15 protein-coding genes are annotated in these 20,216 nt (G+C 50.9%); all 15 read right to left on the bottom strand.

Features of this window, described 5'->3' with window-relative positions:
• Positions 1-118: 118 nt before the first annotated feature.
• Positions 119-841, bottom strand: coding sequence for an RNA polymerase sporulation sigma factor SigE (sigE, locus tag M3650_RS00140; RefSeq protein ID WP_251571450.1), 723 nt, complete (start codon positions 839-841; stop codon positions 119-121).
• Positions 842-951: 110 nt separating this feature from the next.
• Positions 952-1,944 (bottom strand): sigma-E processing peptidase SpoIIGA, encoded by a 993-nt coding sequence (gene spoIIGA / locus M3650_RS00135; RefSeq protein WP_251571448.1) that lies wholly within the window; start codon positions 1,942-1,944, stop codon positions 952-954.
• A gap of 205 nt (positions 1,945-2,149) precedes the next feature.
• Positions 2,150-3,274: a cell division protein FtsZ gene (gene ftsZ / locus M3650_RS00130; RefSeq protein WP_019420636.1), complete on the bottom strand. Its 1,125-nt coding sequence runs from the start codon at positions 3,272-3,274 to the stop codon at positions 2,150-2,152.
• A 94-nt stretch (positions 3,275-3,368) separates the two neighbouring features.
• Positions 3,369-4,613 (bottom strand): cell division protein FtsA, encoded by a 1,245-nt coding sequence (gene ftsA, locus M3650_RS00125; RefSeq protein ID WP_233695340.1) that lies wholly within the window; start codon positions 4,611-4,613, stop codon positions 3,369-3,371.
• A gap of 267 nt (positions 4,614-4,880) precedes the next feature.
• A complete protein-coding gene (locus M3650_RS00120; RefSeq protein ID WP_251571446.1) occupies positions 4,881-5,771 on the bottom strand; it encodes a cell division protein FtsQ/DivIB in 891 nt (296 codons plus the stop codon).
• 278 nt (positions 5,772-6,049) lie between these two features.
• Positions 6,050-7,333, bottom strand: coding sequence for a UDP-N-acetylglucosamine 1-carboxyvinyltransferase (gene murA, locus M3650_RS00115; RefSeq protein WP_251571444.1), 1,284 nt, complete (start codon positions 7,331-7,333; stop codon positions 6,050-6,052).
• 16 nt (positions 7,334-7,349) lie between these two features.
• A complete protein-coding gene (gene murB, locus M3650_RS00110) occupies positions 7,350-8,258 on the bottom strand; it encodes a UDP-N-acetylmuramate dehydrogenase (RefSeq protein WP_233695339.1) in 909 nt (302 codons plus the stop codon).
• 216 nt (positions 8,259-8,474) lie between these two features.
• On the bottom strand, positions 8,475-9,581 hold the full coding sequence (gene murG / locus M3650_RS00105; RefSeq protein ID WP_251571976.1) for an undecaprenyldiphospho-muramoylpentapeptide beta-N-acetylglucosaminyltransferase: 1,107 nt from the start codon (positions 9,579-9,581) through the stop codon (positions 8,475-8,477).
• Between the two features lie 5 nt (positions 9,582-9,586).
• Complete coding sequence (gene spoVE, locus M3650_RS00100; RefSeq protein WP_251571442.1) at positions 9,587-10,684, bottom strand: stage V sporulation protein E; 1,098 nt, start codon at positions 10,682-10,684, stop codon at positions 9,587-9,589.
• A gap of 45 nt (positions 10,685-10,729) precedes the next feature.
• A complete protein-coding gene (murD, locus tag M3650_RS00095; RefSeq protein WP_251571439.1) occupies positions 10,730-12,151 on the bottom strand; it encodes a UDP-N-acetylmuramoyl-L-alanine--D-glutamate ligase in 1,422 nt (473 codons plus the stop codon).
• A 3-nt stretch (positions 12,152-12,154) separates the two neighbouring features.
• Entirely contained in the window at positions 12,155-13,117 is a 963-nt protein-coding gene (gene mraY / locus M3650_RS00090; protein WP_019420644.1) for a phospho-N-acetylmuramoyl-pentapeptide-transferase, read from the bottom strand.
• A 27-nt stretch (positions 13,118-13,144) separates the two neighbouring features.
• Entirely contained in the window at positions 13,145-14,545 is a 1,401-nt protein-coding gene (locus M3650_RS00085) for a UDP-N-acetylmuramoyl-tripeptide--D-alanyl-D-alanine ligase (RefSeq protein WP_251571437.1), read from the bottom strand.
• A complete protein-coding gene (locus M3650_RS00080) occupies positions 14,542-16,038 on the bottom strand; it encodes a UDP-N-acetylmuramoyl-L-alanyl-D-glutamate--2,6-diaminopimelate ligase (RefSeq protein ID WP_251571435.1) in 1,497 nt (498 codons plus the stop codon). The genes M3650_RS00085 and M3650_RS00080 overlap by 4 nt, the downstream gene beginning before the upstream one ends.
• A gap of 2 nt (positions 16,039-16,040) precedes the next feature.
• Positions 16,041-17,969, bottom strand: a complete 1,929-nt coding sequence (locus M3650_RS00075) for a stage V sporulation protein D (RefSeq protein ID WP_251571974.1) — start codon at positions 17,967-17,969, stop codon at positions 16,041-16,043.
• A 69-nt stretch (positions 17,970-18,038) separates the two neighbouring features.
• Positions 18,039-20,216 carry a penicillin-binding transpeptidase domain-containing protein gene (locus M3650_RS00070; protein ID WP_251571433.1) on the bottom strand — a complete coding sequence of 726 codons (2,178 nt, stop codon included), beginning with the start codon at positions 20,214-20,216 and terminating at the stop codon, positions 18,039-18,041.

Here is a 20,216-nt window from a genome sequence, read left to right as displayed (position 1 = left end):
CTCCCAGGGAGAAACATTAATGTACATTATCTCCCCGGGGATCATTTTTATTCCTGCATCCTATTCGCATTCCGACATAGAATGGCAAAAAACAGCGGTGCTCATGGAGATTTTCAGGCTACACCATTTTATTAAATTCCTTGCGTAAACGCTTAATAATCCGCTTCTCCAGCCGGGAGATGTAAGACTGGGAAATACCCAACAAATCAGCAACGTCCTTCTGCGTCTTCTCTTCCCCATCCGCCAGACCGAATCGCAGCTCCATGATCATGCGTTCTCTTTCACTCAGCTTATCGAGCGCTTTGTGGAGCAGCTTGCGATCCACCTGCTCTTCAATATTTTTGTAAATCGTATCATTTTCTGTGCCCAGCACGTCGGACAACAACAGCTCGTTCCCGTCCCAGTCGATATTGAGCGGTTCATCAAAGGATACTTCCGTTCTCGTCTTGTTGTTGCGGCGCAAATACATTAAAATCTCGTTCTCGATACAGCGTGATGCATACGTGGCCAGCTTAATTTTTTTCTCCGGATCGAACGTATTGACCGCCTTAATCAACCCGATAGCGCCGATAGATACCAAGTCTTCGATATGAATGCCCGTGTTCTCGAACTTTCTTGCAATGTACACGACGAGCCGCAAGTTGCGCTCGATAAGCATCGCCCGTATCGCCGTCTCTCCCGAAGATAGCTTGGAAAGTAAATATTCTTCCTCTTCTCGCGTCAGAGGCGGCGGAAGTGCCTCGCTTCCGCCGATATAATAGATTTCGTCGCGCTTTAGTCCGACCCAGAACAACAGCCTATAATAATAGAGTTGCATCATTAGTTTCCATTTCAACCGCATCGCCAATCCTCCTATAAACGTTGTGATGAAAGGGCAATATAGACTGCAGCACGTCCTATGTAACGATGATGATAAAACATTCGAAGCAATGTCAGGCTCGATTCGATATGTTAGGAAGCGCGCGTAGCCGCTTCTGGAGTCTCCGAATGTAGCGAATAGGATGCTGCTGCTGCGGATTCCATCACACCGGGATGGATAATCGCCTGAAACGCACCTTCGTGGGATAACGTTCCTCCGTCCAGCCCAATAATCACTTTCGTACAGACGTACTTTTCGGTATCGGAAGTTACTTGAATGAAGTCCGGCTTTAATCCAATCATCCACTGCATCCCTTGGTTTACTCCACGATAAGGGATGATGCGCAGCCTGGACTCATCAAACGGCCATTTCCCATCCGAATGGCCTATTGATTGCAGCATATCGAGCGGCTGCTCCTGCTTCAGCCGTGCGAGCCATTCTCCGGGCAAGGCTCCCTCCCATAGGCATGACTCCGTAATAATGACTGGCGCACCGCTCAATGGATCATTCAGATGATTTCCCGTATCCACCAGACCTGTGCAGCTGCGCTTAATTTCACCAATTTGAATATCCACCTGAACCAACTGTCTTGCCACTTGCTGCTGACGTTTGCCTTGCTTCCACACCGTACGAAATAAAGCGTAGGAAGCCAGCAACGCCACGACTAAGAAGCCTGCACCCATTTGCAGATCTGCACCGCCGCTCTTCCACATTTCGCGGGCCTCGCGAAAGAGCGACCATCCTCTAGCATCTTGAAATAAATATTGCAAGCCGATGGCACCGCCGGCCAATACAAATGCTGAGAAATAAAAAGTCGCGAACGTTTTAACAAAAAAACCGATGTTGCGAAATCCAAATGCGATGAGCAGCATAACTATAGAAAAAAGTATTTTTCCCACATACGTATAAAGAATCGGGTACGACGGTATGAATAACACAGCAGCATAAGCCGTCCCCACACCCGTCGCCGCAGCAACCTTCCATTTTGAGAAGGAGAACCCTCGCATCCAAGCTGTCGTGCGGAGCAAGGTCCAATCCAAAATGATGTTCAGACCAAATATAAGATCAGCATAGATGACGGTCAATGTGCTTCCCCCCTTCATAAGCCGCCAACTATTGGGAAGTTATTAATTAGTATAAAGAGACCCTTATCCGAAGTCTGTCTAAAGGTGGGCGAGGAAAGACACTTTTTTTGTCGAGGGTTACCAGATGATAGCTTTCATGGATGAGGAACGACAAAAGCGTTTGCCTGTAGTAGGCAAACGCTTTATCAATCGCTTGATCGTTACATTAATCGTTGTTGGTATTACGAGGCCGATTGCGCAAAAATGTTGGAATATCCAACTGATCTCCTGCCGGCTGATTTCCGAATGGACGAAGAGCAGAGTCAGAACGTGAATCATTGCCTTCGTTGCCGCTCGCAGCAGACGGCGGACGACGCCCTGGAATGGCAGGCGCAGGCTTATGCTCAAATCCAGTTGCGATGACCGTAACCTTAATATCATCCTTCATATTCTCATCAATGATTGCACCGAAAATCATATTCACTTCTGGATCAGAAGCTGCTGTTACAATCTCGGCTGCTTCATTGACTTCATACAAAGAAAGATTCGAACCGCCCGTAATGTTCATAATAACACCGCGCGCCCCATCGATAGACGTCTCGAGAAGCGGGCTCATAATTGCCTTGCGTGCCGCTTCCGCTGCGCGACTCTCGCCATTGGCAACACCGATACCCATCAGCGCAGATCCGCGTTCAGTCATAATCGTCTTCACGTCGGCAAAGTCCAAGTTAATAAGACCTGGTACCGCAATTAAATCGGAAATGCCCTGCACAGCCTGATGAAGCACGTTATCCGCCGCACGGAAAGCTTCTAGCATCGGTGTCTTCTTGTCTACAATCTCTAGCAAACGGTCATTGGGAATGACGATAAGCGTGTCGACTTTCTCTTTCAGAGATTCAATCCCCATCTCTGATTGTGTAAAGCGTTTACGACCTTCGAATGTAAACGGACGAGTGACAACGCCGACAGTTAAAGCGCCGCATTCTTTGGCGATTTCGGCAATAACCGGTGCTGCGCCGGTACCTGTTCCGCCGCCCATTCCGGCTGTAACGAATACCATATCGGCGCCTTTCAACGTATTGCTTATTAACTCGCGTGATTCCTCAGCAGCTTTCTTCCCTACATCCGGATTCGCTCCAGCGCCCAAGCCTCGAGTCAGCTTATCCCCAATCTGCAGCTTATGCTCGGACTTTGCAAAATGCAGCGCCTGCGCATCTGTATTTACCGTAATAAATTCAACGCCCTGGACACCGTTATCTATCATGCGGTTAACCGCGTTACTGCCGCCGCCGCCGACGCCGATAACTTTAATTTGGGCTAATTGTTCCATCTCAAATTCAAATTCCAACATCAGTTCTCCATCTCCCCTTCATTGTGCATGGATGGCATGAAGTCAACTTTTTATTAAAGATCCGTGTTCAAAAAGAACGCTTTTTGAACAACCTCTAGATGAATTCACTAAACATATTTTTCAACCGTTCAATTAAGCCCGGCTTGTTCGATGATTCAACTGGAGTTGGCTTCCGTGCTGTCGCTTTCTTAGTGCCACCCGCACTGCGTGGACGAACGGAGCGCAACACATGATGCAATACCCCAACACCACTGACAAATCCCGGATCGCGCACTCCGATAAAGTCAGGCACGGCAATGCGTACGGACGTTTGCAACTCGGCTTGCGCCGCATGCAATACCCCTGGCATCGATACAGTGCCGCCGGATAGAATGTACCCACCAGGCAATTCCGTGAAACCTAGACGCTTCACTTCATTTTTGACAAGATGGAATATTTCCTGTACGCGCGGTTCAATGATGTTGGCCAAAAATACTTGATTAAACTCTTTTTCTACGTTACTGCCGATACGGGTTACTTTGAAGACTTGGTCTTCCACTGCATCGTCAATCCAAGCGCAGCCGAATTTCAGCTTCACTTTCTCCGCATGGTCTGACATCGTGCGCAAACCGTAAGCAATATCGTTCGTGACGAAGTCACCGCCGATAGGCAAAGTTGTTGTGGCTGTAAGCGTCCCGTCGCGGAAGATCGCAATCGTCGTCGCTCCGGCGCCTACATCTACAAGCACCGATCCCATCGTTTTTTCGTCTTTGGATAAAGCCAGCTGTCCGCCGGCCAGTGACATCAGCACTAAATCTTTGACATGCAAGCCCGCTTTCTCCACACATCTTAGTAAATTATGTATTGCGGTCTTCGCACCCGTGATAATCGTTGCATCGACTTCCAGACGTACTCCAATCATGCCGCGCGGATCGTGAATATCTTCCAATCCGTCAACAACGTATTGCTTTGCGACCACGTCGATAATCTCGCGTTCTGGAGGCAAAGCGATAACTTCTGCCGCTTTGAGCACACGCTCAATATCCTCTTCGCCGATTTCACGGTCTTCGTTCGAGACCGCGACAACTCCATGGCTCGATTGCAAGCCGATATGATTGCCCGATATGCCTACGTATACTTCCGTAATTTCAATGCCGACCATTCGCTCCGCATGCTCAATAGCATTGCGAATTGATTGGACGGTCTGATCAATATCTACAATCGCACCTTTGCGAATACCTTCTGAGTCAGCAGATCCAACGCCGATGATTTGCAGCGTTCCGTTGTTAATTTCTCCGATGATAGCACGCACTTTGGATGTACCGATGTCCAAACTCACAATGATGTCATTGCTGCTCAACCCGTGGCACCTCCCACTTCCAAGTCAATTGGTATGTTTGTATCCCCGGACACTTTGTATGTATTCAACAAAGTTTAGTCATTCCCTCTTTTTTCTACAAATTTTTTAGTGATAAGTCCTTCCATATGTAAAGTACGCTATAAATGAAGTGGGCTTTTCTTTACATAAAAACTTAAAGAAAAAAGAAGGAGATCGCGGGAAATACCATAAGCTTTATTCTAGCATTTTTTCCGTTTATTGAGTAGAGTTTTTTTCTTTCTCCAGATTTTACTCATCTTGACTGTCTTTATCGGCATCAGACTCTGTTAGCCTCTCAGTCTCGATATCATTTGCTTCTTGACTATCTCTATCTTTGCCTATACCAGTTGCATCTTCGCCCTCTGAATCTAACTCGACATCTTCTTCGGAAGCAGGCAGGCTGGAATATGGGATGTACGAATCGGCCTTCAACATCGTAATGCGGCCTGGTTCCTGCGTCTCCACGACTCCGCTCAAGTAGGCAATCTTATCATGCAAAAAAGTGACGCTCGTTACAACCTCAAATCCTGAACGGGTATACAGCTTAATGCGATCCGGGTAAGAGGACGACGGAAAGAAGCGAATCTCGGAAATATCGGCCAGAAGCCCTTTCGGTATGTTAGCCAACTCTTTGCTCAGCTTGGACTTCATCTCTTGTTGTCCATCCCACTGTGTAAGCATTGGCTTCTCGAGTACCGTCTTCAGCTGTTCGTCAAGCTTGACGACCGAACCGTTCTCAAGACATGCTTGCATCATTCCGTCAGCAGTCAATTCATAGGCAACTGCAGCATATTCATGAACATGCACTTCAACTAAACCAGGAAATTGCTTGTCGACCTGCACTGATTTCACAAACGGATACTTGGCTTGAATGCGTTCGGCAACGGTCGAGCTGCTTGTCCCAAAGAAGGGCTCTCCCGGCCTCAGGCCGCTCGTCTCGGTTAGATTCGCTTGCGTTACGAAATGCTCTCCAATCCAGCGCACTTGTGATATTTTGCTGATGGGCGAACGGAAGAACAACACTCCGAGCAGGACGATAAATAAGACAAATAAAAGCCAAATCAGTTTTGTTGCTTTCCGCTTCTTCTTCTGCGGCTTGTCTGGCAGCGGGGGAATCGTTCTTGCTTGCAATGGGTTCATCCCCTTCTTCATCAACAGTAAACATATAATAATACGTGTTCAGCAAGACCACTTTTCGGTACCGAGAAGAGAAGTACAAGTTTTCGCAAGAAAACTTCATCGTAAGCATAAGCTCTTCAAGAGTGAATGCAAGATTCGATGCCGAATCGCATCTTCGGATACTTCGTGATCAAATGGAGGCCTTTTGAATACCTCTCTTATACTAATATATACAGTAGTGCAAATACTCGCAATCCCCTCCGTAATAGGAGGGGACCCGATGATTGCATGATTGCCGTTTATCCATTTGCAAAATCCAACTTCGGAACTGGTGTATAGCGTTCAATCTTTGCACCGAGCCGGCTGAATATATGCTCGATGCGATCGTAGCCCCGGTCGATGTGATGCACCTGCTCCAAGATTGTGCGCCCTTGTGCCGCCAATCCCGCGATGACGAGCGCGGCTCCGGCACGCAAATCCGTTGCTTCCACCGTAGCGCCATACAGCGACTGAACACCTCTGACAAAAGCAGAGCTCAAGTCTACGCGAATATCCGCCCCCATGCGGGACAGTTCATCCACATGCCTGAAGCGACCTTCGAATACGGTCTCCTTCATGACGCTGACGCCATCAGCAAGCGATAGAAGGACCATCAGCTGAGACTGTAAATCCGTAGGGAACGCCGGATACGGCGATGTAACGGTTCGCTCCACCGCTTTTGGCCTCCCGATGCTGGTCACATTAATTATACCATCACTCGTAGCAATCTGAACACCAGCCCTGCGCAGGATATGAATTAATGCCGTTAAATGTTCTGCATGGGCGTTGGTGAGCGTCACCGCACCGCGTGTCGCCGCGGCCGCAATCATTAGCGTGCCCGCGACGATGCGATCAGGTATGATTTCGTATTGACACCCGCGGAGCTGCTTCACCCCGGTCACGATTATCGTATCCGAGCCCGCACCGGTAATATTAGCGCCCATTCGGTTAAGGAACCGCTGCAGATCAACAATTTCCGGCTCCCGCGCAGTATTCGTAATTACCGTCGTCCCTTTAGCTAGCACCGCCGCCATCATAATATTTTCGGTAGCGCCCACGCTAGGAAAATCCAAATGAATTTCGGCGCCTTCCAATTGCTCCGCGCGGCATGTAATGCGATTGCCGCATTGCTCTAATTCGGCACCAAGCGCTTGCAGCCCGCGCAAATGCAAATCAATCTTACGTTCGCCAATGGCACAACCGCCAGGCTGATAAATATGAACCTCTTTAAAACGCGCAAGCAGCGGCCCCATTAAGAAGATAGAGGAGCGCATCTGGCGCATCAAATCTTCCGGCACGTGGGCCGAGTGAGCACCTGCAGAATCCATAGTGACCGTATAGCCGTCCTGAACGGCTCGGCAACCTAGTCGGCGCAAAATGTTCAGCATTACTTCAATATCGAGTAATTGCGGGACATTATCGAGCTTCACGGTACCGTCGGCCAGGATCGCGGCTGCTAAAATCGGTAAAGCGGCATTTTTCGCTCCATGGATACGAATGGTTCCTGATAGAGGCTTTCCACCCTCAATCACCAATTTGTCCAATGTATCACCTCCGAGATTACCGCTCACCCACCACCAACACTTCCGGCACCAACTCGACACCATAACGGTCCTTTATCGTTAGTTGGATACGCTCCATCAGGGTGAGCACGTCTGACGCTGTTGCTTGCCCGGTGTTTACAATGAAATTGGCGTGTTGCGTGGAAACTTCGGCCCCGCCGATGCGCAATCCCTTCAACCCCGCTTCTTCAATGAGCCGGGCAGAATAATCTCCCGGGGGATTGCGGAATACGCTGCCTGCGCATGCCGATGTCAGCGGTTGCGTACGCCGCCGGCGATCCTTATACGATGCATTCAAGGCTTTGAGTTCTTGTCGATCTCCGGGCGTGAGCCGGAACGTCGCCTCCAATACGATGCCCCGTTTCTCATGCAGCACAGAATGGCGGTAAGCAAACTGCATCTCTTCCGCACCGTAACGCACCAATTCCCCTGTGTCCAGTACAATCTCAGCAGAATCTAATATTCGTGACACGTCAGACCCATGTGCCCCCGCATTCATGTATACGGCCCCGCCGACCGTTCCAGGAATGCCTCCTGCATATTCGAGCCCTGCCAGGCCCAAATTGCTCGAGGTTACCGACAATTTAATAAACGAATAACCTGCTCCAGCATGAATCAAGTGTTCTTCCTGACGGACATAATCAAGTGCCAATCCTGTATGAATGACAACTCCGCGCACTCCTTTATCGGATATAAGCATATTCGAGCCGCGGCCAACCGTCATCCATGGCACTTGCAAGTCATGCAGAAGCTTGACAGTTTGAATCAATTGCTCCTTACCGGCCGGTTCGACGAGCACATCCGCCGGACCTCCGATTTTCCACGTTGTATACGGCGCAAGCGGCTCATTACATTTGTATTTTCCTAAGTTCTGTTCGGTGTATCGGGAAATAAATTGCTGCAGCATATGATGAACCTCCTTTACCTCTCCAACTGTCACATACATTGAAATCATGCTGTCGTTCGTTCAAAGCAGCGGCGTAGGGAGACTGTCACGATGTATAGAGTATCTTATGTCAGTGTGACACGTTGTGTGACAGTAGCCCACGCTGAAGGAACAATGCATCATTCCACAATGTGTCTCGCGATGACATCGTCATCAAGCAAAAAAAGCGGGCAAGCTCTACTTGCCCGTCAATCGTTCGAGTTCAGTTACGACTCGTGCCGCCGCATCCGGCTGTCCAGCCGACTTGGCACACGAAGACATATGACTGCGTTTCTTCTCGTCTGTCATCAAAGTCTTTATTTGAGCAAACAACGCTTCGGTTGTAAGCTGTTTCTCCGTTATCATGAAGGCGGCACCGACCTCTTGCAAGGAGCGCGCATTCGCTTCTTGATGGTTGTTCGTCACGTTCGGTGACGGAATCAATATGGACGGGATGCCGAGTGCCGTCAATTCCGCCAGCGACGAAGCACCTGCCCGGCTTACAGCAAGCGTGGTAGCGGCCAACACTTCTGGCATATTGCCAATGTAAGGAAGAACATGCAAATGATTGCGTACGGCTTCGCTTGCTTGCAGTACCGATTTGCGGGTCGATTCATAGTAATTTTGTCCGGTCACATATACGAAATGAACACCAGGCAGTTGTTTGAGCATCGGCACCATGCCGATCATCGCATTATTAATGGCTTGCGCCCCCCGGCTTCCTCCTACGACCAGCACGATTCGGCTGTCTATAGGCAAGCCAAGCGACGCGAAGCCGCGCTCCCGATTCGCTTCGACGACAGCCGTCGCGCGCGGATTGCCGCAGTACACCACGTTCTTCGCCTTGTTGAAGTGGGAAGTGGATTGCTCGTAGCTGACGGCAACCGAATTAACATAACGGCTTAGAAATGAATTGGTCAACCCCGGGATGACGTTCTGTTCATGGACGACGGTTGGAATGCCGAGCTTAGACGCGGCATAGACAACCGGGCCGCATACATAGCCTCCGGTGCCAATGACGACGTCAGGCTTAAATTCCTTCAGCATCGCTTTCGCTTTCGTAACGCCGCGGATAAACCGCATTACGGTCTTTACATTATCAATGGAAAGCTTGCGCCGAAAGCCAGTAATATCGATAGTAGCAAAAGGAAGGCCTTCCTCCGGTACGAGTCGGCTTTCCAAGCCTCTCTCTGTTCCAATATATAAAAAAGTGCAGTCGGGAAATCTCTTTTCACATTCCCGCGCGATGGCGACAGCCGGATAAATATGTCCGCCCGTTCCGCCGCCGCTAAGCACGACGCGCATATCGTTCACCTCGCATAACGTGATATGTTGAGCAGGATGCCAAGCGCGGTTAGCATCAAGGTCAGAGAAGAACCGCCGTAACTGATTAACGGCAGGGTAATGCCCGTGACCGGCATTAAACCGATGACGACGCCGATATTGATAATGACCTGAACCGCGACAATGCCGACGATGCCTGCGGCAAGCAGACTGCCGAACGTATCGGGAGCGGTCATAGCAGCTCTCATGCCGCGCCATACCAGAATTAAGAAGAGCAGCAATACGGCTACGCCGCCAATAAAGCCAAGCTCTTCAGCCAAAATGGAAAAAATAAAGTCTGTCTGCGGCTCGGGAACGTAATTGTACTTCTGCCTGCTCGCTCCGAGACCAAGTCCGATGAGCCCTCCCGGTCCAATCGCATATAGCGATTGAATTGCCTGATAACCGGCGCCTAACGGATCCTGCCACGGATCGAGAAAGGCGGTAATGCGCTGCAAGCGGTACGGGGCCGCAAGCACAAGTCCTACGAACCCGGCGACGCCTACGAGCACGAGCGACATCAGATGCTTGATTCTTGCTCCTGCAGTAAAAATGACGAGCAGGGAGGCTCCTACCATGACGGTGCCCGTTCCGAGATCCGGCTGCAGCATAATCATGGCGAACGCCGCTCCCATAATACCGAGTGGAGGCAGCAGTCCTTGCGTGAACAGCGTAATTCGCGACTGTTCCTCTGACAGCATCTTGGCAAGAAAAATAACCATGGCCAGCTTCATGAACTCGGACGGCTGAATACCGAAGGAGCCGATGCCTAGCCAGCTTCGCGCTCCGCCCCGCACATTGCCGATACCGGGAATGAGTACGATGACGAGCAGAGCAAAGCAGATGATAAGTCCTATTTTAGCGTATCGTTTCCACACATGATAGTCTGTGTTCATCGTAAAGAACATGGCAACCAAACCGAGAACGGCAAACAGCAATTGTCGTTTGACAAAATAAAAAGAATCCCCGTAATCGTGATACGCCACCACGGCGCCTGCGCTATATACCATGACAATACCAATCGCTAGAAGCGATAGAACTGAAACGATGAGCCACAAATCGGGCGCAGTTCGTGCTTTGACCATGCGGTACACCTCATTGGACAATGTAGGGGCTTGAACACCCCCCTACTACAGACTATGCACCGCCGCTTTAAACATTCTTCCCCGTTCCTCATACGATGGGAACATATCCCAACTTGCACATGCCGGAGACAGCAGCACGATATCGCCCGCCCCCGCATAACGCTGCGCGAGTTGGACCGCCTCGTTGATTGCAGCGGCTGCATTATCCATATTGTCGACGACTGCGATGTCGGATAAACCCGCTTCTGCCGCAACATGCTCCATAACTTGTCTCGTCTGTCCCATCGTGACGACAGCTTTGACACGCTCGCGCATGACGGGAATCAATTCGTGAAAGTCTAATCCGCGATCAAGCCCGCCCGCAATGAGCACGATATTGCCTTCAAACGCTTCGAGCGCCATCAGTGTCGCTTTCGTGTTCGTCGCTTTGGAATTGTTATAGTAGACGACTCCATTGTCATTGCGAACGAATTCGAGACGATGCTCAACCCCGTTGAACGCTCGCAAAGGCTCGGCCAATGAGTCAGGGGAAGCGCCCGCTGCAATCGCAATGGCACATGCAGCCAGAGCGTTGTCGACGTTGTATCTTCCTGGCAGGCCGATCTCCTGCACCCGCACGATTGGATGTGACATTCCCTGCTCGTCGACATACACCAGATGACGGGATTCGTCATTCTCCGTCACGTCAGTGAACGGCGGATCGACAAATACGCCGCAATCGACGCGCTTATTTGAAGATACCCACCATTTGCGGGCTTGGATCCGCGAGGCGAGCGAGCGGCATGTTTCATCGTCTGCATTCAGCACGGCGACATCTTGCTCTGTCATATTTTCAAATAAGCGCGCTTTGGAGTTCACATAATCCTCCATCGTTCCATGATAGTCCAGATGCGTTTCCGCTACATTTAACAAGCTGGCGACTCGCGGACGGAACTGATCGGTTCCTTTCAGTTGAAAGCTGCTTAATTCCACGACGAGGATATCGCCTTCTTCGACCTCCTCTGCAGCTTGGCAGAGCGGCGTTCCGATGTTGCCGGCCACCACCGGCTTCAGTCCTGCCGCAACCAGCATGTTGCCGACCCAAGTCGTCGTTGTCGTCTTACCATTGCTCCCTGTAATTCCGACAATTGGCGCCGGACTTAGACGGTAGGCAACCTCAACCTCGGTGACGATCTCGATGCCTAGCGCTGTCGCCTTCGCTACAGGCGGAGCAGAATACGGGATTCCCGGATTCTTAACGACCAAAGCAACCTGTTCATCAATCAGTTCATCGGGATGATGCCCGCATACAACACAAATGCCCAAAGCTTCTAATTCTGAAGCTTCGGGGCACATGTGGCGTTCCTTCTTATCATTTACGGTGACTAGCGCACCGCGGTCATGAAATACCTTTGCCACGCGTACGCCGCTCTTGGCCAAGCCAAGCACGACGACACGTTGTCCCTGATATGATTCTGGATGGTTCATCCGTTACAACCCCTTGTTGATCCATAATCCAAGTCCAGCCAGCACGATTCCGACAAGCCAGAATGTGATGACAACGCGCCATTCAGACCAGCCGCACAACTCGAAATGATGATGAATCGGACTCATTTTAAATACACGTTTGCCGCGCGTCTTGAACGACACGACTTGAATGATGACGGACAGCATCTCGATGACGAATATCCCGCCGATGATGATAATGAGCAATTCTGTCTTCGTCAAGATGGCGATAGCCGCGATAGCTCCTCCGATTCCTAGTGAACCAGTGTCCCCCATGAACACTTTGGCCGGATGCGCATTGAAGACGAGGAATCCGAGCACAGCCCCTACCATCGCCGCCGCACTGACCGCAGCAGATATTTCCGATGATTGCATCGCAATCAACGCGAATGCGGAGAAAGCGATGGCGCTCGTTCCGGACAACAGGCCGTCTAGCCCATCCGTGAAATTCACCGCGTTGCTAACGGCAAGCATCATTAAAATAATGAACAGATAATAAAACCAGCCGAAATCAAGTCCAAGCGCAGTGCCCGGAATGGAAATAACCGTGCTGTGACCTGATTGCCATAATAAAAAACAAATAAGTCCAGCGCAAAACAACTGACCGATTAGCTTCTGTCTTGCCGTTAAGCCAAGAGAACGGCGAAAGACAATTTTTATATAGTCGTCAAGAAATCCGACCAGCCCAAAGCCTAACGTAGCGATAAGCAATACGTAGAAGTCGGTATCCATAACCGAAAATTTCAAAAATGCAAGCGTAAACGCTAGTAAAATTATCATTCCGCCCATCGTCGGTGTTCCCGTTTTTTTCAAATGGGCTTTCGGACCGTCGTCACGCACCTGTTGACCAAACTTCAGCCTGCGCAGAAGCGGAATCGTTAACGGGCCCAATATGACGGCTAGGATAAAAGATACACCGATTGTCATTAACATCAATTTGAAGTCCAATCCCTACACCTCCCGTTACCACACCAACTAATGCTCGACATTTATCCATTCATTAACAACTTCTTCTAGTTTCATTCCTCGCGAGGCTTTGACGAGAACGATATCGCCCGCGGCTGCATGCTTCACGAGACATGCCTTCAACGCTTCCTTATCGTCAAATGAATAAACGGCCTCAGCAGGGAAATGTTGCAGGGCGCCGTTCGCGATTTCCTGCCCAAGTGCCCCATATGTGAGCAAAAGATCGATACTGCCTGGTGCGATCGAAGCGCCTACCTCATAGTGAAGCTGTACTTCCTGCGTTCCAAGTTCCAGCATATCGCCCAGAATGGCAATCCGCTTGCCTCCCTTTAGCTCAGCCAGCACGGACAGTGCGGCTAACGTGGCTGTGGGACTTGCGTTATAAGCGTCGTTCAATATGGTCCAGCCGTCCGCCGTGACGGTCCGCTCAAAGCGCATGCCGCTAACTTGCGCAACTGCTAAACCGTGCGCGATCTGCTCTTCATGAAGTCCGAAATGACGGCCGATCGCAATTGCGGCTAACGCATTAATGACATTATGCCGTCCTAGCAACGGAAGCTTATAAGACGTCATGCCACTTCCATCTGACAAAGCGACGGTGAATAGCGTACTGTCATGAAGCATCGTTACCTGTTCTGGTCGTATATCGCAGCGGCTGCTCGTGCCAAAGCGCAAAAGATGCATCCGTTCGGGATGCCTCGTCTCCGGTTCGGACAGGACGAGGTCGATTAGCGGCTCGTCGCCATGGCATATGAGCACGCCGTCCTCCTGCAGTCCGCTTAAGATTTCTAGTTTCGCACGCGCAATTTCTTCACGTGAACCGAGCTGCAGCAAATGCGCTTCACCAATATTCGTAATGACAGCTGCATCCGGCTGGGCGATATTCGAGAGAAGCTCGATCTCACGGCGGCCGCTCATGCCCATTTCAAGCACGGCAATGTCCGTATCTTGCGGCATGGACAGTACGGTTAGCGGAAGTCCAATATGGTTGTTAAAGTTGCCATCCGTCTTATGTACCTTGAAGCGCTCAGATAAGACAGATGCGATTAAATCTTTCGTTGTCGTCTTGCCATTGCTGCCTGTCACAGCAACTACCTTCGCGTTCAGCTTGGATAGATAAGCGGAAGCGAGCCGCTGCAGCGCTGCATACGTATCATCTACGATAACAGCGGCCGCAGGCGGGTTCGGTTGATCGGCTTGCCACAAAGTAGCCGCAGCCCCGCCCTTGAGCGCTTGCTCCACATAGATGTGGCCGTCGAACCGTTCGCCCCGGAGCGGTACGAACAAGGCACCGGGCCTGATGCTGCGTGAATTGGTGCTAACCCCTTTGATGATGTGCTCCCCGCAGGCAGGAACCGGCAAGGTTCCACCGCATAGGGATGCTACTTCTTGCAATGTCGTTTCTATCACTGAAATTTTCCCCTTATCGCTTCTTTTGCCACCAAGCGATCATCGAAGTCAAACGTTTCTTTTCCGATGATTTGATAAGTCTCGTGGCCTTTCCCCGCAATCAATACTACATCGTGCGGGCTTGCCATTTCAATAGCTTTAGCGATGGCTGTACGCCGATCTACGATACATTCGTAGCGGCTTGAGTCCACGCTCATTTCTTTCAGGCCTGCCTCAATGTCAACCAAAATGAGGGCAGGATCCTCTGTGCGCGGATTATCCGAGGTAACAAAGCAGTAATCGGCATAACGCGCCGCAATTTTCCCCATCAGCGGACGCTTCGTCCGGTCCCGATCCCCGCCGCAGCCGAACACGCATAAGACGCGGCCTTCCGCGAATTCCTTCACCGTCTGCAGCACATTTTCCAGTCCGTCTGGCGAATGCGCATAGTCTACGATAACAGTGAAAGGCTGACCCGCTTCGACAGACTCAACGCGTCCGTCCACGCCAGCCACTTCCTGCAGGCTGTCACGGATTGCTTCCAGCTCGATACCCTCGATAAGCCCGACCGCAATCGCTGCAAGCGCGTTGCATACGTTGAATGTTCCAACCATGCGCAGCTGTACGTCAGCAGATCCCCGGAACGTATGCACCTTGAAGCTCGTTCCCTTCGCTGTAATGCGAATCGCTTCTGCGCGGACATCCGCCTGCTCTGACAGCCCATACGTAATCGTCTCCGCCACAGTCAGCTCGGCAAAATGCGCTGAAGCCGCATCGTCTGCATTCAAGACCGCATAGGAGCGCTCTTCTTCCTTATCCGTGAACGAGTTGCCTAGACGTGAGAACAAGAGACCCTTCGCATCGCGATAGGCTTCCATCGTCTCGTGATAGTCCAAATGGTCCTGTGTCAGGTTCGTGAATACGGCCGTGCGGAAACGGCAGCCTTGGACGCGTCCTTGCACGAGTGCATGCGAGGACACCTCCATGGCAACCGCCTCCACGCCCTCATCGACCATGTTTCTGAGCGCATGCTGCAGTTCGAGTGCGTTAGGTGTCGTGCCCGACATCGGCAGCACGTGGTTCGCGTAGCGCATTTGAATCGTGCCAATGACGCCTGTCTTGCGCTTCGCATCCGTCAATATTTTTTCAATCAAATAAGTGATGGTCGTCTTTCCGTTCGTTCCCGTTACACCTATCAAGTTCAACTTTTTGCTGGGCGATTGATAGAAGGCATCAGACAGGACTGCGAGTGCATGACGCGCATTTTTCACGATGAGCTGAGGTACCGGCATAGCCAGCTCCCGCTCGACCACGAGGGCGGCCGCACCCGCTGCCACCGCACGCTCCGCATAGCGGTGTCCATCATCGACGGTTCCTGATATGCAGAAGAACAGGTCGCCCTGCTGCACACGGCGAGAATCCACTGCCAATCCTGTACATACCGTTTCTTCGTCCCCTTTGCATTTCGCTGTCAGCATCCGTGCAGATGCTTCAGACAATCGCAACTGTTGCATGTTTATTCCTCCGTCTCTTGTCCCATGTAAATGCGAATCGTCGATCCGCGCTCCACCCGGGTTCCCGGCTTAGGCGCTTGATGAATGACCGTCGGGCCCGTGCCGGATTTCGCTAATTGAAAATTCATATTCATATCTTCGTAAATATCGGATAACGTCTTGCCCATCAGATTCGGCACCGCAACAATTGGCGTTTCATCGTATCTATATTTGCGCGTCACCTGTTTCTCACGCGCCTCCACTCCCATATAATGGAGCGCATCCTCCATAATACGTTTGACGATTGGCGCTGCCACAAGTCCTCCGAATTGGATGCCTTGCGGATCATCGACCGCCGTATAAATGACGATCTTCGGATCGTCTGCCGGCGCAAATCCGATGAATGATACGATGTGCTCGTCTGGTGAATATCTGCCGTTCACGACCTTCTGTGCAGTACCGGTCTTCCCGCCTACGCGGTAGCCATCGATGAAGGCATTCCTCCCTGTGCCTTGCGCCACGACATGCTCCAACGCGTCACGCACCTTAGCAGACGTTTCCGGCGAAATGACTTGACGCACGATCTCCGGCTTCACTTCATCGACAACCATCCCCGTTTCCGGATGATGAAAGGACTTGGCGATGTGAGGACGGTACAATTTCCCGCCGTTTATCGCAGCCGATACCGCGGCAATTTGCTGAATCGGCGTAACGGATACCCCTTGTCCGAAGGCTGTCGTAGCCAGCTCCACCGGTCCGACGCGATTCAATTTGAACAGAATCCCGCTTGCTTCCCCGCTCAAATCAATCCCCGTCTTCTGCCCGAATCCGAAGTTGCGTATGTAGTCGAATAACGACTCTTTTCCCAAACGTTGACCCAGCGCGACGAACCCGGGGTTGCAGGAGTTTTCCACCACTTCGAGGAAGGTCTGGCTGCCGTGCCCGCCCTTCTTCCAGCAGCGGAGTCTGGCGCCTCCCACTTCAATGCGGCCGGGATCGAAGAAATGCTCGTTGTACAAATTCACCTTGCCCTCTTCGAGCGCCGCTGCGAGCGTAATTATTTTAAAGGTCGATCCAGGTTCATACATCATCCAAATCGGCAAATTGCGGTTATACACCTCAACAGGATACTCTTGGTATTTTCCCGGGTCGTAATTCGGACGGCTCGCCATCGCCAATATCTCACCCGATTTCGGGTCCATGGCGATCGAGACGATCTGCTTCGGCTTCAAATCAAGCATCGCCTGATCAAGTTCCCGCTCCATTATTGTCTGTATCTGCTTGTCAATCGTCAATTGCAAATTTAATCCATCTTGCGGTTGGACGTATTTTTCTGATGAGTTCGGCATCTGTCTTCCTGCCGCATCTGCCAGAAAAGAGACGTTCCCCGCAATGCCGTTCAGAGCGGTGTTGTATCTCTGTTCAATGCCTGTCAAGCCTTGATTATAGCCGCCTGTAAAGCCTAGTATGTGGGAAGCGAAATCACCAAACGGATAATACCTCTTGTTATCTTCTGCAACGACGATGCCCGGCAAGCTGAGATCACGCACTTTTTGTGCCGTTTCGAGCGATATTTTGCGGCCTCCCGGCTTAATATATACCGAAGATTGCCGTTTCGTAATGATTCGCTCCACATCTTCCGATTTGATGCCTAACACGGATGCCAACTGAGCTGCCGTGCTCTTCGCATCTTTAATCTGCGCCGGAACCGCCATAATCGTAGGGGAGCTAATATTATAGGCTAATCGCTCACCGTTGCGGTCCCATATTTCGCCGCGCTTCGATGTGACGGGAATGTTTCTCCTCCACAGCTCCTCCGCCTGCGCTGACAGCTCTCCGCCTTCCCAGAGCTGAACATAGGCCAGACGCACAATGAGAGCGATAAAGCCAAGTGAAACTAATCCTATCCCGATAATAAGCCGCTTGCGGACCGTTACGCCTGATACTTTCACGGTATCCCCTCCTTTGTCCGACATTGGTTCATAACCAACCTATTCGGGACAACCAGGGGATAGAACAAGCTACGTTCTTTTAGGTGCCAATTTAATTTCAACCATACGCTGCCCGTTCTCCGTCGACGTCTTCTGTTCCGTTACGTATCCTTCTCCATCGATCCGAACCTTCCAATTCAACAGCGATGTAATTTCCATAACGTCACGCAGCGACTTGCCTTTTAGATTCGGCAGTGGAAGCTTCTCCGGCTCATCGGTGAGCAAATAAATACGCTGCCCGGTAGCAAGCGGCTCGCCTGGGGCAGGATATTGCCTTTTTACGACACTGCCGGCACCTACCGTCTCGAAGACAATTCCATCTTCCCCCAATTTTCGCTTTGCATCATACGGCTTTAAGCCTTGAATATTTGGCGCCTTAATAATAGGCACAGGGCCTTTCTTGCTGCCATTGTCTTTCATTTCATGCGATGTCGGCACGCCCATATAGCGGAGCGATTGACTCGCAATCTTCTTGAACATGAACGGAGCTACGAAGCCGCCGCCTTCCCAGTAATCTTGCGGATCATCGACAACGATAAGCACGGCAATGCGCGGATCTTCCACCGGAGCATAGCCGACGAACGATACGACCGCACGCTGCGAATCGTATTCGCCATTGATGACCTTCAAGGCGGTACCGGTCTTTCCGGCTACGCGGTACCCCTCAATATAGGCGTTTTTACCTGTACCTATTTTCTGATCGGCTACAACCTGCTCCAAATATTCACTAACTTGCTTCGCCACGTCCGGTTTAATGACTTGCCTTACGATCTCGGGCTCCCGTTCCGTCACCTTCCCAGTCACCAGATCTTCCGTCCTGCGCACGAGATGCGGCTTCATCAGCTTGCCTCCGTTCGCGACGGCGGATACGGCCATAATCTGTTGAATCGGCGTCACCAGAACTTTACCGTGACCGTATGATGCCGCTGCCACGTCGGCAGGATATTGGAATTGAATCTGCCCGCTATTTTCCCACGGAAGCTCAATCCCCGTCGGCTTGCCGAATCCAAACTTTTCAATATATGACTTCATTCTTTCTTCTTGCAACTGTTCAAAGCCCAACTTGACGAAAGCGACGTTACTGGAACGCTTCAACCCTTCCAAATAACTAATCGTCCCCCATCCGACACGATTAACGTCGTGAATCTTTCGTCCGCCGGCGCGAATGCTCCCGGACTCAAAGTACGCATTCGGGTCAAATATACCTTCCTCCACAGCGGCCGCCAACGTAACGATTTTAAAGGTCGAGCCCGGCTCGTACCGTGCTTGGATGGCAGGATTATAGAAGTTACGGATGTTACTCGCTTCCCAATACTTGTTCGGATTGAAATCCGGCATATTTGCCAGGCCTAATATATCACCTGTCTTCGGATCAGCCGCAATGACGGTCATGCTGTGCGGACTATATCTATTATATACCTCTCGCATTTCATCCTCGATATATTGCTGGATCGTGCGATCGATCGTCAGATAGATGTTCTGCCCATCCTTCTCTGGCTTGTATACTTCTGAAGCGGTCGGCAGCTTGTTACCAATCCGGTCTTTTTCATACTGAATGACGCCTGGCGTCCCTTTTAATTGTTCGTCAAACGTTTCCTCTATGCCGCCGATAGGATCGCCTTGTTTATCCGTATAGCCAAGCACGTGCGATGCGAGTTTGTTCTTGGCATAGAAACGCTTTACCTCTGGCATCAAATAGAGACCGACGTCCTTTAATCCGGTCTCCTCTTTTAGCTCGCTAACAAATTGGCGAAGCTGCTCCGCCGTTTCTTCTTCAACCTTCCAGCCTTCACTGCGGACCTCGCGATTAATATAATATTCACCGGTATCTTGCTTGCTGCGCACCAAATTGTACAGCTCGTTTTCCGGTTTTTTCAGCACTTTATGCAGTTCATCCACGATTAGCCGCTCTACGTCGATGTTTTTCTCTACAAGCTTGTTTGAAGTCCTCAGCTCTTGAATGACTCTGGGACCGACCGCCACCGTATAGGCCGGGGCATCCATGACCAGCACTTCACCCTTCTGATCATAGACGGTGCCGCGGGTCGGCGCCAATTCGCGTTTGACCGACCACGATGCCTTCGCCTCGTTCATCCAGAACTCCTGATTCCACACTTGATACCAGAACAATCGCCCTACGATGACAACAAAAAAGAGGGTGAATAAACCCCCGATCGCCAACGTGCGCAACTTGATTCGTTTGACCAT

The organism is Paenibacillus sp. MER TA 81-3, assembly GCF_023713585.1.
GTDB classification, from domain to species: Bacteria; Bacillota; Bacilli; order Paenibacillales; family Paenibacillaceae; genus Paenibacillus_B; species Paenibacillus_B profundus.
Note: the sequence above shows the minus strand (reverse complement) of the source record. Positions and strands in the feature narration are given on the sequence as shown.